Raw genomic sequence first — 25,093 nt, forward strand, 5'->3', positions numbered from 1 at the left:
ATCTACCACGAGGAGAGCAGTACCCGTGATGCGCACGCACGAGGCCGGGACGCTCCGCGCCGAGCACGCCGGGCAGTCCGTCACCCTGACCGGGTGGGTGGCCCGCAGGCGCGATCACGGCGGCGTGATCTTCATCGACTTCCGCGACGCCTCCGGTGTCGCGCAGGTGGTCTTCCGCGAGGGCGAGATGGCCGAGCGCGCCCACCGGCTCCGCTCGGAGTTCGTGCTCAAGGTCGTCGGCGAGGTCTCCCGCCGCCCCGAGGGCAGCGAGAACCCCGACCTGCCGACCGGCGCGATCGAGGTCTACGCCTCCGAGTTCGAGGTCCTCAACGAGTCGGCCCCGCTGCCGTTCCAGCTCGACGAGCACCTGGAGGTCGGCGAGGAGGCGCGGCTGCGCCACCGCTACCTCGACCTGCGCCGCTCCGGCCCGGCCAAGGCCATGCGGCTGCGCAGCGAGGCCAACCGGATCGCCCGCGAGGTGCTGCACTCGGAGAAGTTCGTCGAGGTCGAGACCCCGACCCTGACCCGCTCCACCCCCGAGGGCGCCCGCGACTTCCTGGTGCCCGCGCGCCTGCGCCCCGGCTCCTGGTACGCGCTGCCGCAGTCGCCGCAGCTGTTCAAGCAGCTGCTCATGGTCGGCGGCCTGGAGCGGTACTACCAGATCGCCCGCTGCTACCGGGACGAGGACTTCCGCGCCGACCGGCAGCCGGAGTTCACCCAGCTCGACATCGAGATGAGCTTCGTCGAGCAGGACGACGTCATCGCCCTCGGCGAGAAGATCATCACCGCGCTGTGGAAGGAGCTGGGCGACCACGAGGTCGCGCAGCCGTTCCGCCGCATCTCGTACGCCGAGGCGATGGCCAAGTACGGCTCGGACAAGCCGGACCTGCGCTTCGGCCTGGAGCTCACCGAGCTGACCGAGTACTTCAAGGACACCCCCTTCCGGGTGTTCCAGGCCCCGTACGTGGGCGCGGTCGTCATGCCCGGCGGCGCCTCCCAGCCGCGCCGCACGCTCGACGCCTGGCAGGAGTGGGCCAAGCAGCGCGGCGCGAAGGGCCTGGCCTACGTGCTGGTGGGCGAGGACGGCACGCTCGGCGGCCCGGTCGCCAAGAACCTCACCGACGCCGAGCGCGACGGGCTGGCCAAGGCCGTGGGCGCGAACCCCGGTGACTGCGTGTTCTTCGGCGCGGGCGACGTGGACGGCGCGCGCGCCCTGCTCGGCGCGGCCCGCGTGGAGATCGCGAACCGGGTCGGCCTGATCGAGGAGGGCTCCTGGTCCTTCGTGTGGGTCGTGGACTTCCCGATGTTCGAGGCCGTCGACAAGATCGGCGACGACGTCGCGGTCGGCAGCGGCAAGTGGACCGCGCTGCACCACGCGTTCACCTCGCCCACCCCGGAGTGGATCGACCGCTTCGAGGAAGACCCCGGCAACGCGCTGGCCTACGCCTACGACATCGTCTGCAACGGCAACGAGATCGGCGGCGGGTCGATCCGTATCCACCGCGCCGACGTGCAGCAGCGGGCGTTCAACGTCATGGGCATCGGCGAGGAGGAGGCGCAGGAGAAGTTCGGCTTCCTGCTCGACGCCTTCAAGTTCGGCGCCCCGCCGCACGGCGGCATCGCGTTCGGCTGGGACCGCATCACCATGCTGCTGTCCGGGGCCGACTCGATCCGCGAGGTCATCGCGTTCCCGAAGAGCGGCGGCGGCTACGACCCGCTGACCGCCGCGCCCGCGCCGATCACCCCGCAGCAGCGCAAGGAGGCGGGCGTCGACGCGAAGCCCGCCGCGCCCAAGCAGGCCTGATCGCGGGACCGGAACGACCGCCGGAGCGCCACCCCCACGCCGGGGTGGCGCTTCGCGCGTTTCGGGGGGTTGCGCGTTTCGGGGTTCGCGCGTTCCAGTGGGCTGACAGAACCTGCCGGGTGTCACCTGTCACGCCCCGCCGTCGGTCGTGCGCCCAGCGTTCGGACGCCCGGCGGATCCGCCGCGCGCCGGTTCCGGCGCCTCGCGGAACCGTTGCGGGAACCGGGGTGCGCCGCGTCGCGTGTGGTCACCGGGGTGCGCGCTGCGTGCGGAACCGGTTGCTGTGCGTGCCTTCCTGGGCCCGGCGACCCCACAATCCCGCCCGGGCTCTGGGAACCGGGGCTCAGGAGGTGGCACCGCGTTCGGGATTCCGTTATCAACGAGTGGTGGCCCCGGTGCGGGACGCGCACTACCGTCACGGTGCCCGAACGTGTTTTGTCACATCGTCGGCACTGCGCTCAGCAGGGGTAGGGTCGGAGGGGATGAGCGTGGAGACCACCGCTAGCCCTGTGGACGTCGAACCTGGACTGCTCGACGCGGTCCGCGCCGCGGAGACCGTGCTCAGCGGTCGCTTCGGCGCCCGCGTCACGCTCGCCGACCCCGAGAACCTCGGTGGCGCCGGCCGGTCCACCGTGGCCAGGGTCAGGGTCGCGTCCACTCCCTTCTCGCTGCCGCGCACCCTCGTGGTGAAGCGGTACCCCGAGCAGGTGGCCGATCGCGACCCGTTCGCGCACGAGGCCGCCAGCCACAAGCTGCTCACCGCGCTGCCCGCCGAGGAGCGGGCCACCCCGGAGCTGTTCGCGCAGGACACGCGCAAGCGCCTGGTGGTGCTGGAGGACCTGGGCAAGGCCCCGCGCCTGGCCGAGAAGCTGCTGGGCCCCGACGCGCGCGTCGCCGAGCGCGGCCTGCTGTCCTGGGCGCACGCCATGGGCAGGCTGCACGCCACCACGGCGGGCCGCGACGCCGACTTCGACGCGCTCATGCGCAGGCAGGGCAGCCAGTGCTGCGCCGACCCGGTCGCGGTCGACCTGCACGTCGCCCTGGCCGGGCTGCCGGACCTGCTGCGCGAGGTGCTGGGCGTGGACACGCCGACGTCCGTGCTGGAGTTCGCCGACCACGCGGTGCGCGGCTTCGGCACCTCGCGGCACCGCGCGTTCAGCCCGTCCACGTCCTGCCCGGACAACCACCTGGTCACCGGGCGCGGCGTGCGGTTCCTGGACTTCGAGGGCGGGTGCGTGCGCGACGTCGTGTTCGACGCCGCCTGCCTGCGCGTGCCGTTCCCGTCCTGCTGGTGCGCCTACGGCCTGCCGCCCGGCATGTCCGAGGCGATGCTGGCGGCGTGGCGGGCCGAGGTGTCCTCGGTGTGGCCGGACCTGGACGACGACGACGTGTTCCTGCCCAGGCTGCTGGAGGCGCAGCTGCTGTGGCTGTGGCTGGGTACCTGGCGCGGGCTGCCCGCGCTGGAGGGCGCGGGCCAGAACGGGCACGGCAAGCGGCTGGACGTGCCGCCGCGCGTCCAGATCCTCACCTCCCGGTGGGTCCGGCTGCGCACCGAGGCGCTGGGGCTCGGGGTGAAGCACGTGGCGGCGTTCGCGGAGGAGATCGTGGAGGCGCTGGTCGCGCGGCACGGCAGTTCGGCGCTGGAGCTGGAGCTGTACCCCGCGTTCCGCGAATAGCGGGACGCGGCGACCACAGGTCCGGGCAACTGCTCCGGCCCCTGGTGTCCACCGCCCCGCCTGCTCCGGCCGCTGCGAGTCGGCGGCCCGTGCCTCCACCGCCCGTGCCTCCACCGCCCGCGCCGTCCCCGTTCTTCCCACCGCACCTGTCCGCGAATAGCGGGACGCGGCGACCACAGGTCCGGGCAACTGCTCCGGCCCCTGGTGTCCACCACCTCGCCTGCTCCGGCCGCTGCGAGTCGGCGGCCCGCGCCTCCACCGCCCGTGCCTCCACCGCCCGCGCCGTCCCCGTTCTTCCCACCGCACCTGTCCGCGAATAGCGGGACGCGGCGACCACAGGTCCGGGCAACTGCTCCGGCCCCTGGTGTCCACCACCTCGCCTGCTCCGGCCGCTGCGAGTCGGCGGCCCGCGCCTCCACCGCCCGTGCCTCCACCGCCCGCGCCGTCCCCGTTCTTCCCACCGCACCTGGAAAATGGCGAAGCGGTGGCCGCGTTTCCCGAACACGACCACCGCTCCTGGCGGAGAAAGCGCTTGCTCCTCACCGGTCCTCGCCCTCCAACGGTTCTTGACCGATGAAGTGGCCCCGGCCCCGGTGTGGTTCGCTGCGGTCCCTGCGAAAGCCCGCGCGCTCCGGCCACCGGGGCCGACGCCGTTGCCGCCACCACCCCGCGCCCCGTCTCCCGTCAGGACGGGGGTGATCACTCACAACCAGGACGCGCCAACCCCTGCCCGAGGTTGCTCGGCGTTCCCGGTTTTCCTCCCGTTCCCCCGGAAGACCCAGTTGCGCAGCAGCAGGAACCGCGCGACGGTCGCCAGCAGGTTGCCGCCCACGACCGCGACCAGCTCCGCGTGCCCGCTCGGATCGGTCACCCCGTGCGCGAGCGCCAGCGCGCCGCTGGTGAGCGCCAGACCCAGCGCGAACACCAGCAGCCCCTCCAGCTGGTGCCGCCCCGCGCCGCGCCTGCCGCGCACGCCGAACGTGAAGCGGCGGTTCACCGAGGTGTTCGCGACCGCCGTCACCAGCAGCGCCACCAGGTTCGCCCACTGCGCGCCGATCCCGTCCCGCAGCAGCGCGAACAGCAGCAGGTACGCCAGCGTGCTCACCGCCCCCACCACCGCGAACCGCACCAGCTGCCGCAACAACCCCGGCGGGACGCCCGGAGTCGCGGGCTCCAGCGGCGCGCGGCCGAGCTGGGCGCTCAGCTGCGCGATCGGCAGCCTGCCGCTCAGCAGGCCCTTGCCGAGCCTGGCCACGCCCCGCAGGTCGGCCAGCGCGGTCGCGACGACGTCGACGCGGCTGTCCGGGTCGTCCACCCAGTCCACCGGCACCTCGTGGATGCGCGCGCCCGCCCGCTCGGCCAGCACCAGCAGCTCGGTGTCGAAGAACCAGCCGGTGTCGCGCACGTGCGGCAGGACGCGGCGCGCCACGTCCGCCCGGATCGCCTTGAACCCGCACTGCGCGTCGGTGAACCCGGCGGACAGCGAGGCCCGCAGGATCAGGTTGTAGCAGCGGGAGATGAACTCGCGCCTCGGTCCGCGCACCACGCGGGCCCCGCGCGCCAGCCTGCTGCCGATCGCGATGTCCGAGTGCCCGGAGATCAGCGGCGCGACCAGCGGGGGCAGCGCGGCCAGGTCCGTGGACAGGTCGACGTCCATGTACGCCAGCACCTGCGCGTCCGAGGCCAGCCAGACCGCGCTCAGCGCCCGGCCTCGCCCCTTCTGCGGCAGGTGCACGGCCACCACCTCGTCGAACTCCAGCGCCAACCGGTCCGCGACCTGGGCGGTGGCGTCGGTGCTGGCGTTGTCGGCGATCGTGATGCGGAAGCTGTGCGGGAACCGGGCGGTCAGGTTGGCGTGCAGCACGCGCACCGAGGAGGCGAGGCCGCGCTCCTCGTTGTAGACCGGGACGACGACGTCGAGCACGGTCGTGCCGGTGCGCGCGAGGGGCGCCGGTGGGGTCGGGAGGGTCATGGGACCACTGTCGGGCCCGTGGCTGGGCGGCGGGTTGGTCACGGCTGTGCCCGCGCTGTGAGGTCGTAGACGGTGGCGCCGTCGACGGTGGTGGCGGTGAAGTTCGCGGCGACCCACTCGCCGATGCGGTGCGCGTCGTCGCTGCCGGACTCGCCCTGCATCATCTGCGCGGCGATCAGGTAGTGCACCCGGCCGTCCGCCACGTGCTGCTGGAACTGCTCCAGGGTGGGGGCCGGGTCGGTGCCGTTGAAGCCGCCCAGTGCCATGACCGGGACGCCTGCGGCGAGCTGGTAGCCGGCGGCGTTGTTGGAGCCGATGACGGCGGCGGGCCAGTCGTAGCTCGCGGCGTCCTCCTGGAGCAGCGCCGTCACCCCGGCGCCGGGGGTGGGCGCGTTGAGCAGACCGCCCATGCCGCCGCCCGTGCCCGTGCCGCCCTGCCGGGCGCCCCCGTCACCCTGGCCCGCGTTGCCCTGGTTGCCCTGCCCGCCGGTCGTGCCCTGCCGGGCGCCCCTGCCGCCGTCGCCCTGACCGCCGAAGCCCCCGCCCGGTCCACCACCGCCGGGCATCCCGCCCATCCCGGCGCCCGCCGGTCCCGCCGAGGGGATCGCGCCGGAGTGCGGGGTCGCGGCCGTGGCGACCGAGTACGCGCCCGGCCCGAGCAGCACCGCGACCAGCGCCACCGGCACCACCACGACCACCGGGGCGACACGCGGCAGGAACAGCCCGATCGCCGCGACGAGCCCCAGCACCAGCACGGCGATCGCCAGCGGCGACGACCAGTCGAGCAGCAGCAGGTAGCACTGCAGCGCGGTCACCGCGACCGCCCCGGACAGCGCGGCGGCGGCCACCGGGTCCTCGCGCCTGCGCCACAGCGCCACCGCGCCCGTGCCGACCAGCCCGCCGATCGCCGGGGCCAGCGCGACCGTGTAGTAGGCGTGGATGATGCCGTTCATGAAGCTGAACACCCCGCCGGTGACCAGCAGCCAGCCGCCCCACAGCCCCAACCCGACCCGGTCGCTGCGGGTCCCGGCCCACCAGCCCGCGATCAGCAGGATGACGGCGGTCGGCAGCAGCCAGGCGATCTGACCGCCCATCTCCGACCCGAGCAGCCGGGCCCACCCGGTGCCGCCCCACCCGCCGCCCGCGCCGCCGCCGACGCTGCCGACCTCGTCGCCGGTGAGCCTGCCCAACCCGTTGTAGCCGAGCGCGAGCTCCAGCACGCTGTTGCCCTGCGACCCGCCGATGTACGGCCGCTCGGACGCGGGCACCAGCTCCACGGCCAGCACCCACCAGCCGCCCGCCACCACCACCGCGCCGAGCGCGCCGATCAGGTGCAGCGCCTTGCGGCCCCACGTGGTCGGGGCGGCGAGCAGGTGCACCAGGCCGAGCGCGGGGAGCACGAGGAACGCCTGGAGCATCTTGGCCAGGAACCCGAACCCCACCGCGACGCCCGCCAGCGCCAGCCACCGCCAGCTCGCCGACTCGGTGGCGCGCACGGTGCAGTAGGCGGCGGCGACCAGCGTGAGCACGAGCAGCGCGTCCGGGTTGTTGAACCGGAACATGAGCACCGCGACCGGCGTGAGCGCCAGCACCGCGCCCGCGAGGAGCCCGGCTGCCTCGCCGCTGGTGCGCTTGACCGTCGCGTGCAGCAACCACACGCTGCCCACGCCCATCAACGCCTGCGGCGCCAGGATCGACCACGGGCTGACCCCGAACAGCCGCGCGGACAGGCCCGTGAACCACAGGCTCGCCGGGGTCTTGTCGACGGTGATCGCGTTGGAGGCGTCGGACGACCCGAAGAACCAGGCCTTCCAGCTCGTGGCCCCGGCCTGGGCGGCGGCGGAGTAGTAGGCGTTGGCCCACCCGGAGTCGCCGAGCCGGTGGAGGTAGAGGACCGCTGTGCCCAGGAGGAGCACCAGGAGCGGGAGGTGTGGCCTGATCGCGGCCCGCGTGCTGCGCATGGTCCGAGCTTGTCGGCGCGGACTGAGCGGGCCTTGTGCGAACCCTGTGCTGCGGCTGTGCGGGCCGGCCGGCGCGGGGCCCGGCCAGCGCGGGGCCCGACCGGCGCGGGGCCCGGTCTCAGCCCGCGGGCAGCGACACCGTGAACCGGGTCGCGCCCGGCCTGCTGTCCACCCGGACCGAGCCGCCGTGCGCGGACACCACGGCCGCCACGATCGACAGGCCGAGGCCCGTGCTGCCCGCCGCGCGGGAGCGCGAGCTGTCGCCGCGCGCGAACCGCTCGAACACCTCCGGCTGCAGCGCCTCCGGGATGCCGGGGCCGTCGTCCTCGACCACCAGCTCGACCCGGCCCGCGCGTCCGGGGTTCAGCGCCGTCGTCACCGTCGTGCCCGGCGGGGTGTGCGTCCTGGCGTTGGACAGCAGGTTCGCCAGCACCTGGCGCAACCGGTCGGCGTCACCGCGCACGGTCACCGCCTCCGGGGGCAGCGCCAGCCGCCAGTCGTGCTCGCGGCCCGCGATGCGCGCGTCGCTGACGCTGTCCACGACCAGCCGCGACAGGTCCACCTCGCCCAGCTCCAGCGGGCGGCCCGCGTCCAACCTGGCCAGCAGCAGCAGGTCCTCCACCAGCGAGGTCATCCGCACCGCCTCGGACTCGACCCGGCCCATCGCGTGCGCGATCTCCGGCGACACCGAGTCCCGGCTGCGCCTGGTCAGCTCCGCGTAGCCCCGGATCGCGGCCAGCGGCGTGCGCAGCTCGTGCGAGGCGTCCGCGACGAACTGCCGCACCCGCGTCTCGCTCGCGTGCCGCGCCGACAGCGCCTCCCCGACGTGCCCGAGCATCCGGTTCAGCGCCAGCCCGACCTGCCCGACCTCGGTGTCCGGGGTCGCGTCGGCGGCGGGCACCCGCTCGGCCAGCGCCACCTCGCCCTCGTGCAGCGGCAGCTCGGCCACCCGGCCCGCCGTGGCGGCGACCCGTTCGAGGGGCTCCAGGGTGCGCCGGATGATCAGCGCGCCCGCCAGCCCGACGGTGATCAGACCGCCCAGCGCCACCCCGCCCAGGATCAGGCCCATCCGCAGGACGGTGCTGTTCACCTCGGACAGCGGCAGCCCGGTCACCACGGTCCCGGTGCGGAACTGCACCGACACCACCCGGTAGCCGCCCAGCGCGCCCAGCTCCACGGTCCTGGTCCGGCCGTCGGCGGGCACGGACGAGAGCGCGGTGAGCGCCGTCTGGTCGGTGATGGTCTCCAGGGCTCCCGCGGTGTCCACCCGGTTGGCCTCGACGGTCCCGCCCAGCGTCTCGAACACCAGCGTGCCGGGGCCGAAGCCCGGCCCGTTGAGCACGTGCTCGCCGCTGCGCGACGGGGGGTCCGCCATGAACACCGGATCGTCGCGGCCCGGCCCGAAACCGGCCCGGCCCGCCGTCTGGGTGAGCTGCTGGTCGAGGCGCTGCACCAGGAAGTCCCGCAGCGCGAACCCGGTCACCACCCCGATGATCACGCACACCAGGGACAGCAGGACGACCTGCTCGGCGATCAGCCTGGCGCGCAGCGGCCAGCGGGCCGGGGTGCGCCAGCGGGTGTCACGGGGCGGGCTTGAGGACATAGCCCGCGCCCCGCATCGTGTGGATCATCGGCGCGCGCCCGGCGTCGATCTTCTTGCGCAGGTACGAGATGTACAGCTCCACGATGTTCGCCTGCCCCCCGAAGTCGTAGCTCCACACCCGGTCCAGGATCTGCGCCTTGCTCAGCACCCGCTTGGGGTTGCGCATCAGGAACCGCAGCAGCTCGAACTCGGTCGCGGTCAGCTCCACCTGGTCGTCACCGCGCCGCACCTCGCGGGTCTCCTCGTCCAGCACCAGGTCGCCGACCACCAGCTCGGTGCCCGCGCCCGACTCGGTCACGCCCGTGCGGCGCAGCAGCGCGCGCAGCCGCAGCACGACCTCCTCCAGGCTGAACGGCTTCGTCACGTAGTCGTCGCCGCCCGCCGTCAACCCGGCGATGCGGTCCTCGACGGCGTCCTTCGCCGTCAGGAACAGCACCGGCAGCGTCGGCGCCTCGGTGCGCATCCGGCGCAGCACCTCCAGACCGTCGAAGTCGGGCAGCATGACGTCCAGCACCACGGCGTCGGGGCGGAACTCGCGCGCCACCCGCACGGCGGACGTGCCGTCCAGCGCGGTGCGCACCTCCCACTTCTCCATCCGCAGGGCCATCGTCATGAGCTCGGCCAACGTGGACTCGTCGTCGACGACCAGCACCCGCACGGGGCTGCCGTCGGGGCGGCGGAGTTCGGGGGAGCTGTTCCCTGGTGTCACTGGGCGCACCCTCCGATCATCGGCGACCCGCTTGAGGCGCTCCTGTGACGGTCCTGTGTAGCAGCTGTGCGGCAGGCTCGCCCGCGCGGAGCAACGTCGCCGCGGGTGGTCGGGGGTGCGGGGCTCACCCGTCCGGGGTCGCCCGCCAGACGCACAGGCGGCACCCACAGCGCGCACAGCTCGCGCACAGGCGCAGCCGCCACCTTTGCCGCCATGACGACCAACACCGAGAACCCGACCTGGGGCGAGGAGCCGCAGCCGGGCCAGACCCCCGCCGGTCCGCCGTGGACCGGGCGCAAGACCCTCGCGGCCGTCGCGATCGCCGTGGGCATCGCCGCCGTGGGCGGGGGCGTCATCTACGCGGCGAGCGGGAGCGAGTCGTCGGGGCAGAACGCCATGGGCGGCCGGGGGATGGGGATGCCGGGGATGGTGGGCGGCGACGGCGGCGGCCTGTCCGCCGCGTCCCCGTTCGGGGACAGCGAGCACGGGGAGTTCCAGGTCGGCGAGGTCACCGAGGTGGGGGACGGGAGCATCTCGGTCACGAGCGCGGACGGGTACGCGAAGACCTACGTGGTGGACGCGGACACGGTGTTCAGGGTGCTGTCGGCCGGGTCGGGGGCGCGGAACCAGGACGGCGGCGGCTCGGGGCTGGACGACCTCGCGGTGGGGGACAGCGTGACCGTGGTGTCCACGGCCGGGAGCGACGGGAGGTCGACGGCGGACGCGATCACGGAGCGGGGCGGGCAGAGCGGGTTCCCCGGCGGGCAGGACGGCGGCGGGCAGGGGCAGTTCCCCGGTGGGCAGCAGGGCAACGGGCAGCAGGGCAACGGGCAGCAGGGAGACGGGCAGGGCATGACCCCGCCCTCGCGCTAGCCGGAACCCGGTCCGGGAGCGCGCCGCCACCGGTCGCGTCCCGCGGCAGGCGGTGGCCGGGCGCGACCGCTCGTGCCCGCCGGGCGCGGGTGCCCGGTGGGGCCGGGCGCCCTGGTCCGGCGGGTGGACCGCCGGGGCGTCGGCTGCCCGCGCCCGTCGGCTGCCCGCGCCGCGTCGCGCGCGTGTCGCCGGTCGGCTGGTTCTCCGCTCGCGCGCTTACCGGTCCCGTCGCTGGTCACGGCCCTGCGGCCCGCTCCGCGCGGCCGTCCGCGCGACGGGCGGCCCTCGCGCGGGCGCGGTAGAACTGGCGGATGCCCCGTCTGGTCATCCCGGCGCTCCTGGCCTGCCTGGTCGTGCTGGGCGCAGCGGTTCCCGCGCCCGCGTCCGCGCACGCCGAGCTGGTCTCCAGCGACCCGGCCTCGGGCGCCGTGCTGACCGCCGCGCCCGACCGGATCACGCTCGTGTTCAGCGAACCCGTGCCCGCCGAGAGCTCGGAGGTGGGCGTCACCGGCCAGGACGGCAAGGCGTGGCAGCCGCGTTCCGTGCTGGTCAACGGCAACTCGCTCGTGGTCCAGCTCGACCCGGCCACCGCGCGGGCAGGCGTCACCACCGCGTCCTGGCGCGTGCGCTCCGAGGACGGCCACGACGCCACCGGGAAGCTCTCCTTCCGCCTGGACCTCGGCGACGACGGCCAGACCGGCGCGGGCGAGCCCAACAGCCCCGGAGAGCAGCAGACCGCCGCCCCGACCCTGTTCTCGACCGGCGAGAGCCCGACCACCGGCAGCACGGTCGACAACCGGGCGGGCGACGAGAACGAGGACATGCCCGCCTGGCTGTGGATCGGGGTGGGCGCGGTGATCGTGCTCGGGTTCGCGCTGGTCGCGGTGCTGCGTGGCCGCGACGACAACCAGGCGAAACCCCGCAAGCGAGGGTGAAGCCGAGCCGGGTGGGCCGGTGCCGGGCGGGCCGGCTAGCGTGCCCCGCATGACCGGAACCCCGTCGGGGCGAACCCCGCCCGAGGGGAGCGCCCCCCGCCCCGCGCGTGACGCCGCTTCCGGCCCCGATCCCTCCGCTTCCGCCTCCGCCTCCGCGCGTGATGCCGCTTCCGGCCCCGCCGCCGAGCCCGCCCCCGATCCCGGTCCGCTGCCGGACCTCCTCGCCCCCGGTCTGTCCGCGCTGCTGTGCGGCATCAACCCCGGTGGGCGGTCCGCCGTCACCGGGCACCACTACGCGGGGCCCGGCAACCGGTTCTGGCGCGTGCTGCACCTCGCCGGGTTCACCCCTCGCCTGCTCGCGCCCTCCGAGCAGGCGCTGCTGCCCGTGTTCGGCATCGGGCTCACGAACCTCGTCGCGCGTCCCACCGCGCGGGCCGCCGAGCTGGGGGCCGCCGAGCTGGTCGCGGGGGCCGGGCGTCTCACCGGGCTCGTCGAGCGGCACCGGCCCGGTGCGGTCGCGGTCGTCGGGGTGAGCGCCTACCGGGTGGCCTTCCGGCGTCCGCGCGCCGTCGTCGGGCCGCAGGACGTCGCGCTCGCCTGCGCGCCGCTGTGGGTGCTGCCGAACCCGAGCGGCCTCAACGCCGGGTACCGGCTGGACGACCTCGTCGCGATCTTCCGGGACTTCCGCTCAGAGCTTCCGCAACCCGCTGAGCACCCGCTCCATCAGGGCCAGGTCGACCCCGGACGGTGACCCCGTTCCCTCGTGCGTGGTCACCGCGCCTAACTCGATCAAGTCACTGATCAGCACCCTGGCCACGCCCAGTGGCACCGACAGCAGCGCGGACACCTCGGCCACCGACCGGGGCGCGGTGCACAGCTCCACGATCGCGCGCTGCTCCACCCCCGCCGCGAGCAGCGGGTTCGCCGCGGAGACCAGGGTCTCCAGGCGCAGGTCGTGCCGGACCGAGGTGCGCCCGCCGGTCCGCGCGTACGGCCGCACCAGCGAACCCCCGTCCGCCCCCGGCTCGTCCACCGGGGGAGCGGACCCCGAACCGGACACCGGCAGCGACCCGGCCCACCGGTCGCCCGCCGCCCACCGGTCGTCCGGGGACGTCCGGGACAGCGGCACCTCGGGCAAGCCCCAGTCCGACTCGCGGGGCTCGGGTAACTCCTCGGCGGGCGGCACCTCGAACGGCGCGGTGCGCTCCCCCTCGTCGGGGGCGGCCACCACCGCCGCGGCGTCCTCGCCGGGGTCCACGTCCAGGCTCCGCCGCAACGAGGCCGACCCGAACCGCGCCCCGGTGCTCCCCACGCCCCCGCCGCGCAGCGAGCGCCGCCTGCGCTTGGGCGGGGCCGGGTCGTCCTCGGGGAGCCCGTCCTCCTCCAGTTCGCGCTGCAGCGCGGCGGACCCGAAGCGGGCCCCCGTGGAGCCCACCCCACCACCGCGCAACGAGCGACGGCGCTTGCGACCGCCCTCCGGACCACGATCCGAGCTGGCTGTGCTCACCTGGGTGAAGGTAATCCGAACCACGCACGGCCCGTGACGGCCGCGTTTCGACCTCGTGGATTCCTCGTTACCGACCCGCGCGGGAGGCGGCGCGAGCACGGTGGGGGAGGATGGGTCAATGCGCATCCGCGAAGTGGAGATCGCCGACGACATGATCAGGCTCGGCCAGTTCCTCAAGCTGGCGGGCCTGGCCGAGCACGGCGCCCACGCCAGGGAACTCGTCGAGGAGGGCGAGGTCACGGTCAACGGACGGCCCGAGTCCCGGCGCGGCGCGCAGCTCAAGAACGGCGACGTCGTCGCGGTCGACGGAGAGAAGGCCCGCCTGGTCGCGCGCACCACCCAGGCCGGTGCCGACGCCGGTGCCGACGCGGCCGTCGACACCGACGCAGGCTGACCCGAGCCGCACCCGCCGAACGCCGAACACCAAGCACCGAACACCGAGCCGCAGCCGGGAGCCCGCCTCCCGGCTCCGACCACCCCCACGCGCGCCCGACCCACCCCGGCTCAGACCGCGCCCGGCCCTCGCCCCCCGGCCCGCGACCGCCTCCGGCCCGCACCCATCGCGCCCGGCCCTCGCCCCCGGCCCACGACCGCCTCCGGCCCACACCCGCCGCGCCCGGCCCGCGTCCGCCCGGTCACGCCCCCGCACGCCCCCGCCCACCCGTGCGCCCACGTGCCCAAACCAAGATCCACACCCCGAGCACTTCCAGGGGCCGCCCCGAGCACCCTCGAAGCGCCACCCCCTCATGCCGCCCCGCACCCCCTCAAATCCACCCCCGAACCCGCATTGCCCCCACCCGGACGCCCCCGCTCCACCCTCCGCCCTCTCCGCGGTAGTGCGGCTTCCCCCGCCCCCGCTGGTCCGCACCGCGAAATGCGGCCCCTGATCACCGGCCCCCTCGGCCCCCGGAGGCCGGCTGGATCGCCCGGAGAGCCCCTTCCCGCTGCTCCGCCCGCACCACCCCCGCGCCTCCCGCCGCCCACACCCGCGCAATCGCGCTGCGCATATGTCCCATCCCCTCCCGGTAACCGCGCACTCCATTCCGGGTTTCCCCTTGTGAACTGCCTCACGCGCCTTCGGCGGAGTGATCGGCGTGAGATTTGCCCCACGCCTGCGACCGTTGCGCCGAATAGGCGCGTTCGCTCTGTGAATGGGTGACTGCGGGCCGCCACGCGCGCTGGCCGAGTTGCCCCTTCGGGAGCCTTTGTCCGGCATTAACGGAACGTTTCATCCCACCCGTCAAAACGCCCTGTAACGGAACCAGGCCCATCGCCGATGGATGTGCCCACGCGCGCGCACCACACGTCCGACCACTGTGGACGGCCTCCGACCTCCACCGGTAAGGGTTTTCCACAGGTCATGATCCGTGACCCGACGTCACCCGCTGACCCGCCTGGGTGGTCGCAGCTCCCCGTGAGGAATCGCACCCGCCGACGCCCTTCACTGTCCGTGTAACGTCCGCGCCCGGCTCAGCGAATCACGGTTTGCCGAGACGAGAAATCGCCCCGGCGCATTTGCCAACACAGCGCGCGGGGTCTGTCGGGGATGTCCTGCGAACGTGCAAGTCCGGATCGCCCGAACCGGGGGAGCTACCACGATGAGCGAGCAGGTCCAGCCCACGCGACGCAGAGCCGTCGTCGGGGTGGCGCCTACCCACCGCACGAGGAGCACACGTCGCACCGCAGCCCACCGAGCCCGACCGACCGCGCAGCAGCAGCCGCACTCCCACTCGCCCGCGCAACCGCCGGTGAACCGCTGGGAACCCGCGTACCGGCGCAGCGTCATCGCCGCCGACCTGCTCTGCACCCTCCTGGTGGTCCTGCTGGCCGGCTACCTCATGTCGGTCAACCACGTCACGTTCGGCCCGCTGCACCTCGTCGCCCTCGAAGCGGTCACCTTCGCGGTGGTCGTGGGCTCGCTGTGCGTGAACCGGGTGTGGAGCGCGTCCGTCCTCGGCCAGGGCGCCGAGGAGTTCCGAAGACTGGGCCGCGCGATCGGCTCGGCGGTCGTGGTCATGGGCCTCGGCGCGCTGGCCGTCAGCCTGCCCGGCGGCCGGAGCTGGGTGTTCCTGGTCGGCCCGGCCATCGCCCTGGTCGCCTTCCCGGTCCGCTACGCCCTGCGCCGCCCGCTGCACCGCGCCCGCGGTGAGGGCCGCTGCCTGCTGCCGGTGCTGGCCGCGGGCAACGTCGACACCGTCAAGGACCTGATCGGCCGCACCCGCCGCGCCCCGCACCTGGGCTGGCGCGTCGACGCGGTCTGCACCGTCGACGGCCGCGCCGAGATGGGCGTCGAGCTGGACGGCATCCCCGTGGTCGGCCGCTTCGGCGAGCTGGCCGAGCAGGTGCGCCGGGGCGGCTACCGCATCGTCGCGGTCACCCCCGACGCCTACTGGACGCCCAAGCGCCTCCAGCAGCTCGCCTGGGACCTGGAGGGCTCCGGCACCGAGATGGTCGTCGCGCCCGCGCTGATGGACTTCGCCGGACCGCGCCTGCACGTCACCGGCGTGCTCGGGATGCCGCTGCTGCGGGTGTCCGAGCCGGTCTTCACCGGTTTCCGCCGCGTGGTCAAGGCCACCTTCGACCGCCTCGGCTCGGCGGTGCTGCTCACCCTGTTCGCGCCCGTCCTGCTGACCGTGGCCGTCGCGATCATGATCGACAGCCGGGGCCCGGTGCTCTACAGGCAGAGCCGCGTGGGCAAGGACGGCGTTCCCTTCACGATCCTGAAGTTCCGGACGATGGTGACCAATGCCGACGCGCTGCGCTCGCAGCTCCAGTCGGTCAACGAGGGCTCCGGCGTGCTGTTCAAGATGCGCCGCGACCCGAGGGTGACCGGCGTCGGCCGCGTCCTGCGCCGCTACTCGCTGGACGAGCTGCCCCAGCTGCTCAACGTGCTCGGAGGGACCATGTCGCTGGTGGGTCCCCGGCCGCCGCTGCCCGAGGAGAGCGCCAAGTACGGCCCCGACGTGCGGCGCAGGCTGCTGGTCAAGCCCGGCCTGACCGGCCTGTGGCAGGTCTCCGGGCGCAGCGACCTGTCGTGGGAGGAGTCCGTGCGGCTCGACCTGCGGTACGTGGAGGACTGGTCGCTCGCGCTGGACGCGCTGATCCTGTGGAAGACCTTCCGCGCCGTCTTCGGCGGTCAGGGGGCCTACTGATGACCGCTGAGGAGAACCGGATGGACCAGCCGATCGGCGTCGCCGTCATCGGCGCCGGCTACTGGGGCCCGAACCTGGTGCGCAACGCCCAGGCGACCCCGGCCATGACGCTGCGCTACCTGTGCGACCTGGACACCGACAAGGCCCACCGGGTCCTCGGCGGCTACTCCACGGTCCGCGTGTCCGGCTCGCTGGAGGAGGTGCTGGCCGACCCCGCCGTCGACGCGGTCGCCATCGCCACCCCGGCCGCCACCCACCTGCCGGTCGCGATGGCCGCCCTGCGCGCGGGCAAGCACGTGCTGGTGGAGAAGCCCCTCGCGGCCAACTACGCGGACGGCCACCGGCTGGTCCGCGAGGCCGAGGAGCGCGGCCTGACCCTCATGCTCGACCACACCTTCTGCTACACCCCGGCCGTGCAGCACCTGCGCCACCTGGTGCGCTCCGGCGAGATCGGCACGGTCCAGTACCTGGACTCGGTGCGGGTCAACCTGGGCCTGGTGCAGCCGGACGTGGACGTGCTGTGGGACCTGGCCCCGCACGACCTGTCGATCTTCGACGCGATCCTGCCCGACGGCGTGCGCGTCACCCGCGTGGCCGCGCACGGCTCCGACCCGATCGGCGCCGGCCGCGCCTGCATCGGGCACCTCACCCTGGAGCTGTCCGACGGCGTCCTGGCGCACGTGCACGTCAACTGGCTCTCGCCCACCAAGATCCGCACGATGATCGTCGGCGGCTCGCGCCGCACCGTCGTGTGGGACGACCTGAACATCGTGCAGCGGATCTCCGTGCACGACCGCGGCGCCGACCTCACCCCGGCCGACCTGGGCGAGGCCGAGCGCAGGCAGGCGATCATCTCCTACCGCCGCGGCGAGACCGTCGCGCCCGCGCTGCCCGAGCGCGAGGCCCTGCGCGGCGTCATGGCTGAGTTCGCGGCGTCCATCACCGAGAAGCGCGCTCCCCTGACCGACGGCTGGTCGGGGCTGCGCGTGCTGGCCATCCTTGAGGCGGCCTCGGCGAGCCTCGTCGGGGGCGGGGAGTTCGTGAGGGTCCGGGACGCGCGGCGCCCGGCCGAGTGGGAAGAGGCGGTTGCATGAGCGGGGTGGTCACCCCCAAGCAGGGCATGGACATGACGGTCACGCCGACGGAGATCGACGGCGTGCGCGTGGTCCAGCCCGAGTGGTTCGAGGACGAGCGCGGCTTCTTCTTCGAGTCCTACAGCAAGCGCCGCTGGGAGCAGCACGGGCTGCACCTGGACTTCGTGCAGGACAACCACTCCCGGTCCAGCAGGGGGGTGCTGCGCGGCCTGCACTTCCAGACCGGGCTCGCCCCGCAGCACCGGCTGGTGCGCTGCACCGCCGGCGCGATCTGGGACGTGGTGGTCGACATCCGGGTCGGCTCGCCGACCTTCGGCAAGTGGTTCGGGATCGAGCTGTCCGCGACCAACCGCACCCAGCTGCTGATGGGGCCGGGCTTCGCGCACGGCTTCGCGGTGCTGTCCGACGTCGCCGAGGTCCAGTACAAGACCACCGGCTTCCACACCCCCGAGGCCGAGGGCCTGCTGGCCTGGGACGACCCGGACGTGGGCATCCCGTGGCCGGTCGAGGACCCGACGCTGTCCGCGAAGGACTCGGCCAACCCGAGCCTCGCCGCCTACCTGGAGAACCCGGCCTTCCACCACGGAGTTGAAGCGTGAACCTGCGTGACGCGCGCGTCCTGATCACCGGCGGCGCCGGCCTCATCGGCTCGACCATCGCCGACCAGCTCGTCGACGAGGGCGTCGCCGAGATCGTCGTGCTGGACAACCTGGTGCGGGGCCGCATGGCCAACCTCGCCACCGCCGAGGCCAGCGGCAAGGTCCGCTTCGTCGAGGGCGACATCCGCGACGTGGAGCTGGTCAAGTCCACGATGGACGGTGTCGACCTGCTGTTCCACCAGGCCGCCATCCGGATCACCCAGTGCGCCGAGGAGCCCCGGCTGGCGCACGACGTGCTGGCCACCGGCACGTTCAACGTGCTCGAGGCCGCCGTGGAGAAGAAGGTCACCAAGGTCGTCGCCGCCTCGTCGGCGTCGGTCTACGGCCTGGCCGAGGTCTTCCCCACCGAGGAGGACCACCACCCGTTCGGCAACCGCACCCTCTACGGGGCCGCGAAGGTCTACAACGAGGGCCTGCTGCGCAGCTTCAACGAGATGCACGGCCTGGACTACGTGGGCCTGCGCTACTTCAACGTCTACGGCCCCCGCATGGACGTCTTCGGCGTCTACACCGAGGTCCTGGTGCGCTGGATGGAGCGCATCGCCGAGGGCACGCCGCCGCTGATCCTGGGCGACGGCAGCCAGACCATGGACTTCGTCTACAGCACCGACATCGCGCGGGCCAACGTGCTCGCGGCGAAGAGCGAGGCCTCGGACGAGATCTTCAACGTCGCCTCCGGCGTGGAGACCTCGCTCGCGCAGCTCGCCGACGCGCTGCTGGAGGTCATGGGCCGGTCCGACCTGCGCCCCGAGCACGGCCCGGAGCGCAAGGTCAACGCCGTCCCGCGCAGGCTCGCCTCCACCGAGGCCGCCAAGGACCGCATCGGGTTCGAGGCGACCACGTCCCTCCACGAAGGACTCACCCGCCTCGTCGCGTGGTGGCAGGACGAACTCCAGGGAGCGCAGCGATGATCCCCATCACCCGCCTGTACGTCGGCCAGGAGGAGGCGGACGCCGCCGCCGAGGCCGTGCGCTCCGGCTGGCTGTCGGTCGGCCCGCGCGCGGGCAAGTTCGAGCAGCAGGTCGCCGAGCAGGTCGGCGCGAAGCACGCGGTCAGCGTGAACAGCGCCACCACCGGCCTGCACCTCGCGCTGGCCGCGCTCGGCATCGGCGAGGGCGACGAGGTCATCTGCCCGTCGTTCACCTTCATCGCCACGCCGAACTCGATCCGCTACACCGGCGCCACGCCGGTGTTCGCCGACATCGACGAGCGCACCTACAACATCGACCCCGCGCACGTCGAGCAGCTGATCACCCCGCGCACCAGGGCGATCATGCCCGCCAGCCAGATCGGGCTGCCCGCCGACCTCAAGGCGCTGCGGGCGATCGCCGACAAGCACGGCCTGTTCCTGGTCGAGGACGCGGCGCCCGCCTACGGCGCCACGATCGACGGCGTGCGGCTGGGCGCGATCAGCGACCTGACCGTGTTCAGCTTCGACGCCCGCAAGATCCTCACCACCGGCGAGGGCGGCGTCGTCACCACCGACAGCGACGAGTGGGCCGCGAAGCTGCGGGCGCTGCGCGCGCACGCCGCCTCGGTGTCCACGCTGGCCAGGCACACCTCGACGGCGGTCATCGCCGAGAGCTACGACGAGGTGGGCTTCAACTACAAGATGACCGACATCCAGGCCGCGGTGGGCGTGGTGCAGCTGGGCAAGCTGGACCACGTGGTCAAGACCCGCCGCTCGCTGGCCGCGCGCTACGACGAGCTGCTGAAGGGCAACGACGCCGTCGTGACGCCCTTCGAGCCCGAGGGCCTCGGCCACGTCTACCAGTCGTACCTGGTGCGCCTGGTCCGGCACGAGCGCATGGCCGTCATGACCGCCATGGCCGAGCGGGGCGTGGCCACCCGCCGCATCACCGCCTGCCACCTGGAGCCCGTGTACCACGCCGGTGAGCACAACCCGGTGCTGCCGGTCACCGAGAAGGTCGCCGCCGACCACGTCCTGCTGCCGCACTTCGTCGGGCTGACCGACGAGGAGCAGGACGAGGTCGTCGCCGCGCTGTCCGCCGCCACCGCCTAGCGGACCGGACCGCCGGAGGAGTCCGGCGACCGGGGGACCCACCCCGGTCGCCGGCTTTCGACTACCCCCATGTCGTCACTCTGAGTAGTGGATCAGATTTTCCACCGTGTTGTCATCCAACCGAGATGCATTGGTGCGTAACAAGTTGCAGCTGATAGGCGACTTTCGGAGCAACAAGGTTGCACTACGGGGAGTAGTGACTGCCGCACTACCGTGTGCATTCGAGGAGTTGAGTTGTCGATGGTGGGGTCGATAGCGGGGCGTCTGCTGAGAGGGCTGCTGGCCGTCCTGGTGGTCGCGAGCGGAATCGTGCCGATCGTCGTGTTCACCGCGGCCACCGCCCGTGCGGCGGGACCCTGCGACGCGCCGGTCGCCAACAAGATCGTCTGCGAGAACACCAAGCAGGGCGCGACGGACTGGCAGGTCACCTCCAAGGACGACTCGATCCTCGGGTTCACCACCGACATCAGCTACGCGCCCGGCGAGACCGTCGAGTTCAAGATGCTCACCCCGGCGACCTCCTACCGGATCGACCTCTACCGCCTGGGCTACTACGGCGGCTCGGGCGCCCGCCTGATGGGCAGCACCACCCGCACCACCCCGCAGAACCAGCCCGCCTGCGACCGCGACACCACGCCGATGCCGACCTACCCGACCGGCACCGCGCTGATCGACTGCGGCAACTGGGCCGTCTCCACCACGTGGACCGTCCCGCAGGACGCCGTCTCCGGCATCTACTACGCCCGGATGAGCCGCACCGACGTCCCCGCCGACCAGCCCGCCGTCAACGAGCTGGCGTTCGTCGTCCGCGACGACACCGCCACCGGCAAGGTCATGTTCCAGACCTCGGACTCCACCTGGGTCGCCTACAACCGCTACGGTGGCAATAGCCTCTACTTCGGCGACGGCCCCGGCCAGGGCGGCCAGGCCTACAAGGTCAGCTACAACCGCCCCTACACCGGCGGCGACGGCGACGAGAACTTCATCTTCAACGCCGAGTACCCGATGCTCCGCTTCCTGGAGTCCAACGGCTACGACCTGACCTACACCACCGACGTCGACAGCGCCCGGCGCGGTGAGCTGATCAAGAAGCAGAAGGTCTTCATGGCCGTCGGCCACGACGAGTACTGGTCGAACGAGCAGCGCGCCAGCGTCGAGGCGGCCCGCGCGGCGGGCGTGCACCTGGCCTTCCTCACCGGCAACGAGATCTTCTGGAAGACCCGCTGGGAGGCCAGCAAGTTCGGCACGAAGCGCGACTGGCGCACCATCGCCTCCTTCAAGGAGACCAAGGGCACCCAGAACGACGGCCTCCCGGACTGGACCGGCACCTGGCGCGACCCGCGCTTCCCCGAGCAGGACGGCGGCAGGCCGGAGAACTCCCTGCTGGGCAACATCTTCGTCGTCAACGGCCGCCGCGACGACTCGCTCCAGGTCCCCGCGCAGTACGGGAAGATGCGCCTCTGGCGCAACACCGACCTGCAGACCATGGCCGCGGGCAGCACCTACACGTTCCAGCCAGGCACCCTCGGCTACGAGTGGAACGTCGTGCCGGACAACGGCTTCCAGCCCGCGGGCGTCGGCCAGTTCTCCCGCACCACCGTCGCCATGCTCGACGGCCCGTACGTGCTCCAGAACTACGGCGACCACTACACCCCCGACACCGCCACGCACGCCCTGACCTACTACAAGGACCAGACGAGCGGCGCGCTGGTGTTCGGCGCGGGCACCGTGCAGTGGGCCTGGGGCCTGGACGACGACCACGCCTTCCTCACCAACACGCCCACCTCCGACGTGCGGATGCAGCAGGCCACGGTCAACTTCCTGGCCGACATGGGCGTGAAGGCCGCGACCCTGCGGACCGGCCTGACCCAGACCGACGGCATCACCGACAAGCAGGCGCCCACCGCCGCCTTCACCTCGGTGCCCGCCATCTCCACCGTCGGCGCCGCCTACACCTTCTCCGGCACCGTCACCGACGCGGCGGGCCAGGTCACCGGCGTCGAGGTCTCCACCGACGGCGGCACCCGCTGGCACCCGGCGAACTGGCTCGCGGGCCAGAGCGCCTGGAGCTACACCTACACCCCGACCAAGTCGGGACCCGCCACCCTGCAGGTCCGCGCGGTCGACGACTCGCTCAACCTGTCCAGCCCCGTCTCCGCCACCCCCGGCGTCGGCGCCCGCACCTGCCCGTGCGGCCTGTGGACCGACGCCGACAAGCCCAAGAACCCGGACAACGCCGACAGCGGCGCCCTGGAGCTGGGCGTGAAGTGGCAGTCCAACACCGACGGCTACGTGCGCGGCGTGCGCTTCTACAAGGGCCCCAACGACACCGGCACCCACGTCGGCACCCTGTGGACCGCCGACGGCCGCCAGCTGGCGACCGGCACGTTCACCGGCGAGACCGCGAGCGGCTGGCAGACCCTGGCGTTCCCGATCCCGGTGAAGGTCGACAAGAACACCACCTACGTCGTGTCCTACCTGTCGCCCACCGGCCACTTCGCCTCCGACCCGGAGTACTTCAGCTTCTCCTCCCGCTACCTGGAGCCGCTGACCGCGCCGCAGACCGTGCGCCCCAGCGGCGCGCCCGGCGACCTCGGCAACGCCAACGGCGTCTTCCGCGGCGGCGCGGGCTTCCCGAACCGCAGCTCGCTCGACACCAACTACTGGGTCGACGTGGTGTGGGCCCCGGACCCCGGCCCCGACACCCGCGCGCCCGAGCTGGTCTCCACCAGCCCCGTCTCGTCCTCGGCCAGCGTCGGCCTCACCCCGACCCTGTCCGCCGCCTACGACGAGGGCCTCAACCCGGCCTCGACCCAGTTCACCCTCACCGGCCCGGACGGCCAGGTCGCGGGAGCCACCTCGGTCACCGGCGACGGCAAGACCGCCCAGTTCACGCCAAGCGCCGAGCTGCGCACCGGCACCACCTACACCGCCTCCGTGCGGGTCAGGGACGCCGCGGGCAACCAGACGCCCGAGCACACCTGGACCTTCACCACCGGCTCGCACCGCCCGGCCGCCTGCCCCTGCACCGTGTGGGACGACTTCGCCTCGCCCGAGACGCAGAGCGCCGACGACGCCACCCCCGTGGAACTGGGCGCCAAGGTCCGCTTCAACGGCAAGGGCGAGGTGCTGGGCGTCCGCTTCTTCAAGGGCGCGAACAACACCGGCACCCACACCGGCTCCCTGTGGGACGCCACCGGCAAGCTCCTGGCCACCGGCGTCTTCACCGGCGAGAGCACCTCGGGCTGGCAGACCCTGACCTTCGCCTCCCCCGTGGTCGTGCAGGCCAACACCACCTACGTGGTGTCGTACTACGCGCCCAAGGGCCACTACGCGGTCACGCCCGGCTACTTCAACGGCCAGACCGCGGCCTACGGCGCCCTGCGCGCCCTCGCCGCAGGCGTCGACGGCCCCAACGGCGTCTTCCGCTACGGCACCGGCGGCGGCTTCCCGAACGCCAGCTACAACTCCGCCAACTACTGGGTCGACGTGGTCTTCCGCAACGGCCTCAACGGCGACACCACCCCGCCGACCCTGGACGGGCGCACGCCCGCGCCGAACGCCACCGACGTGGCGCTCGCCGCGCCGCTCGCGCTGACCTTCAACGAGCCGGTCGACCCGGCCTCCGCGCAGGTCTGGCTCACCGACCCCGGCGGCGCCAAGCTGCACGGCGAGGTGTCCCTGTCCGGCGACCAGAAGACCCTCACCTGGACGCCCACCGGCAAGCTCCAGCCCAACACCCGCTACGGCGCCAGCGCCCTGATCGCCGACGCCAACGGCAACGCGATGACCGCGCCCGCCGAGTGGTCCTTCACCACCACCCGCACCGCCGCCTGCCCGTGCTCGCTGTTCAGCGCGGCCACCGTCCCGTCGACCACCTCGGCCGACGACGGCGGCAGCTACGAGCTGGGCGTCCGGTTCACCCCGACGCAGAGCGGCCAGATCACCGGCGTGCGCTTCTACAAGGGCGCGGGCAACACCGGCACCCACACCGGCTCCCTGTGGACCTCCACCGGCTCCCGCATGGCCACCGGCGCCTTCGTCAACGAGACCGCCACCGGCTGGCAGACCCTGGTGTTCACCAACCCGGTGACCGTCGCGCCCGGCCTGACCTACGTCGCCTCGTACACCGCCCCCAACGGGCACTACGCGATCGACCAGGGCTACTTCCAGGCCACCGGCGTCGACGCGCCGCCGCTCACCGCGCCCCGCACCGGGGACGGCAGCCCGAACGGCGTGTTCCAGCCGGGCGGCGGCTTCCCGACCGTGTCCTACCAGGGCAACAACTACTGGGTGGACGTCGTCTACACGCCCAGCAGCGACACCACCCCGCCCGTCGCCACCGGCAACACCCCGCTGGCGGGCGCGACCGGCGTCGAGGCGCGGCCGACCGTGACGGCGAGCTTCGACGAGCCCGTCGAGGCCAACAACACCCAGTTCGCGGTCACCGACGGCGGCGGCGCCAGGATCGACGGCACGATCACCCTCTCCGGGGACCGGCGCACCGTCAGCTGGACGCCGAAGGCCGACCTCGCCCCGACGACCAGGCACGTCGTCACCGCGCGCGCGGCCGACGACGGTGGCAACATCATGGCCGAACCGCTCACCTGGTCGTTCACCACGTCCGCCGACCAGACCTGCCCGTGCTCGCTGTTCAGCGCGGCCACCGTCCCGTCGACCACCTCGGCCGACGACGGCGGCAGCTACGAGCTCGGCGTGCGGTTCACCCCGAAGGCCGACGGGAAGGTCACCGGCGTGCGGTTCTACAAGGGCGCGGGCAACACCGGCACCCACACCGGCACGGTGTGGAGCACCGACGGGACCCCGCTCAAGACCGGCGCGTTCGCGAACGAGACCGCCACCGGCTGGCAGACGCTCACCTTCGACGAGCCGCTCCAGGTGACCGCGGGGACGACGTACATCGCCTCCTACAGCGCCCCCAACGGGCACTTCGCGATCAACCAGGGCTACTTCGGCGGCTACGCCGTGGACACGCCGAAGCTGTCCTCGCCCGCCACCGACGAGCTCAGCCGCAACGGCCTCTTCCAGCCGGGCGGCGGGTTCCCGACGAACAGCTACCAGGGCAACAACTACTGGGTGGACGTGGTCTTCACGACCGCCTGAG

17 protein-coding genes are annotated in these 25,093 nt (G+C 73.2%); 12 read left to right on the top strand and 5 right to left on the bottom strand.

Annotated elements, in window-relative coordinates:
- The first annotated feature begins 25 nt into the window (after nucleotides 1-25).
- Together aspS and CNX65_RS08580 are read left to right on the top strand one after the other, a co-directional pair.
- Nucleotides 26-1,804, top strand: coding sequence for an aspartate--tRNA ligase (aspS, locus tag CNX65_RS08575; protein ID WP_096492282.1), 1,779 nt, complete (start codon nucleotides 26-28; stop codon nucleotides 1,802-1,804).
- A 488-nt stretch (nucleotides 1,805-2,292) separates the two neighbouring features.
- Nucleotides 2,293-3,480, top strand: coding sequence for a hypothetical protein (locus CNX65_RS08580; RefSeq protein ID WP_373565544.1), 1,188 nt, complete (start codon nucleotides 2,293-2,295; stop codon nucleotides 3,478-3,480).
- Between the two features lie 703 nt (nucleotides 3,481-4,183).
- On the opposite strand, the gene CNX65_RS08585 is transcribed toward CNX65_RS08580, so the two are convergent.
- The 4 genes from CNX65_RS08585 to CNX65_RS08600 all read right to left on the bottom strand — a co-directional run bounded on the left by CNX65_RS08585 (nucleotide 4,184) and on the right by CNX65_RS08600 (nucleotide 9,725).
- Nucleotides 4,184-5,452 carry a bifunctional glycosyltransferase family 2/GtrA family protein gene (locus tag CNX65_RS08585; RefSeq protein WP_096492284.1) on the bottom strand — a complete coding sequence of 423 codons (1,269 nt, stop codon included), beginning with the start codon at nucleotides 5,450-5,452 and terminating at the stop codon, nucleotides 4,184-4,186.
- Nucleotides 5,453-5,490: 38 nt separating this feature from the next.
- Nucleotides 5,491-7,413 carry an ArnT family glycosyltransferase gene (locus tag CNX65_RS08590; protein WP_096492285.1) on the bottom strand — a complete coding sequence of 641 codons (1,923 nt, stop codon included), beginning with the start codon at nucleotides 7,411-7,413 and terminating at the stop codon, nucleotides 5,491-5,493.
- A gap of 118 nt (nucleotides 7,414-7,531) precedes the next feature.
- Nucleotides 7,532-9,016 carry a sensor histidine kinase gene (locus CNX65_RS08595; protein WP_096492286.1) on the bottom strand — a complete coding sequence of 495 codons (1,485 nt, stop codon included), beginning with the start codon at nucleotides 9,014-9,016 and terminating at the stop codon, nucleotides 7,532-7,534.
- On the bottom strand, nucleotides 8,994-9,725 hold the full coding sequence (locus CNX65_RS08600) for a response regulator transcription factor (protein WP_177154633.1): 732 nt from the start codon (nucleotides 9,723-9,725) through the stop codon (nucleotides 8,994-8,996). Before CNX65_RS08600 ends, CNX65_RS08595 begins: the two co-directional genes overlap by 23 nt.
- Before the next feature lie 213 nt (nucleotides 9,726-9,938).
- Here CNX65_RS08600 and CNX65_RS35195 point away from each other — a divergent pair, with 213 nt between their 5' ends.
- From CNX65_RS35195 to mug, 3 genes are all read left to right on the top strand, one after another.
- The gene (locus CNX65_RS35195) at nucleotides 9,939-10,598 is read left to right on the top strand and encodes a hypothetical protein (protein ID WP_177154634.1); all 660 of its coding nucleotides are present in this window, start codon (nucleotides 9,939-9,941) and stop codon (nucleotides 10,596-10,598) included.
- A gap of 311 nt (nucleotides 10,599-10,909) precedes the next feature.
- Nucleotides 10,910-11,533: a copper resistance CopC family protein gene (locus CNX65_RS08615; protein ID WP_096492290.1), complete on the top strand. Its 624-nt coding sequence runs from the start codon at nucleotides 10,910-10,912 to the stop codon at nucleotides 11,531-11,533.
- Nucleotides 11,534-11,582: 49 nt separating this feature from the next.
- Nucleotides 11,583-12,284 (top strand): G/U mismatch-specific DNA glycosylase, encoded by a 702-nt coding sequence (gene mug / locus CNX65_RS08620; RefSeq protein ID WP_309142043.1) that lies wholly within the window; start codon nucleotides 11,583-11,585, stop codon nucleotides 12,282-12,284.
- Here the strand turns inward: mug and CNX65_RS08625 are convergent.
- A complete protein-coding gene (locus CNX65_RS08625; RefSeq protein ID WP_157767551.1) occupies nucleotides 12,222-13,040 on the bottom strand; it encodes a DUF742 domain-containing protein in 819 nt (272 codons plus the stop codon). The two genes, mug and CNX65_RS08625, sit on opposite strands and share 63 nt — an antisense overlap.
- Before the next feature lie 118 nt (nucleotides 13,041-13,158).
- On the opposite strand from CNX65_RS08625, the gene CNX65_RS08630 reads away from it, so the two are divergent.
- From CNX65_RS08630 to CNX65_RS08660, 7 genes are all read left to right on the top strand, one after another.
- Entirely contained in the window at nucleotides 13,159-13,434 is a 276-nt protein-coding gene (locus CNX65_RS08630; RefSeq protein WP_096492292.1) for an RNA-binding S4 domain-containing protein, read from the top strand.
- A gap of 1,354 nt (nucleotides 13,435-14,788) precedes the next feature.
- Complete coding sequence (locus CNX65_RS08635) at nucleotides 14,789-16,192, top strand: sugar transferase (RefSeq protein WP_096492293.1); 1,404 nt, start codon at nucleotides 14,789-14,791, stop codon at nucleotides 16,190-16,192.
- A gap of 20 nt (nucleotides 16,193-16,212) precedes the next feature.
- On the top strand, nucleotides 16,213-17,286 hold the full coding sequence (locus CNX65_RS08640) for a Gfo/Idh/MocA family protein (protein ID WP_232519755.1): 1,074 nt from the start codon (nucleotides 16,213-16,215) through the stop codon (nucleotides 17,284-17,286).
- Nucleotides 17,283-17,885, top strand: coding sequence for a dTDP-4-dehydrorhamnose 3,5-epimerase (gene rfbC / locus CNX65_RS08645; RefSeq protein WP_096492295.1), 603 nt, complete (start codon nucleotides 17,283-17,285; stop codon nucleotides 17,883-17,885). Before CNX65_RS08640 ends, rfbC begins: the two co-directional genes overlap by 4 nt.
- Nucleotides 17,882-18,856, top strand: coding sequence for an SDR family NAD(P)-dependent oxidoreductase (locus CNX65_RS08650; protein ID WP_198320445.1), 975 nt, complete (start codon nucleotides 17,882-17,884; stop codon nucleotides 18,854-18,856). Before rfbC ends, CNX65_RS08650 begins: the two co-directional genes overlap by 4 nt.
- Nucleotides 18,853-19,968, top strand: coding sequence for a DegT/DnrJ/EryC1/StrS family aminotransferase (locus CNX65_RS08655; RefSeq protein ID WP_096492296.1), 1,116 nt, complete (start codon nucleotides 18,853-18,855; stop codon nucleotides 19,966-19,968). Before CNX65_RS08650 ends, CNX65_RS08655 begins: the two co-directional genes overlap by 4 nt.
- 240 nt (nucleotides 19,969-20,208) lie before the next feature.
- The gene (locus CNX65_RS08660) at nucleotides 20,209-25,092 is read left to right on the top strand and encodes a DUF4082 domain-containing protein (protein WP_096492297.1); all 4,884 of its coding nucleotides are present in this window, start codon (nucleotides 20,209-20,211) and stop codon (nucleotides 25,090-25,092) included.
- Nucleotide 25,093: the final 1 nt, after the last annotated feature.

Source organism: Actinosynnema pretiosum (genome assembly GCF_002354875.1).
GTDB classification, from domain to species: Bacteria; Actinomycetota; Actinomycetes; order Mycobacteriales; family Pseudonocardiaceae; genus Actinosynnema; species Actinosynnema auranticum.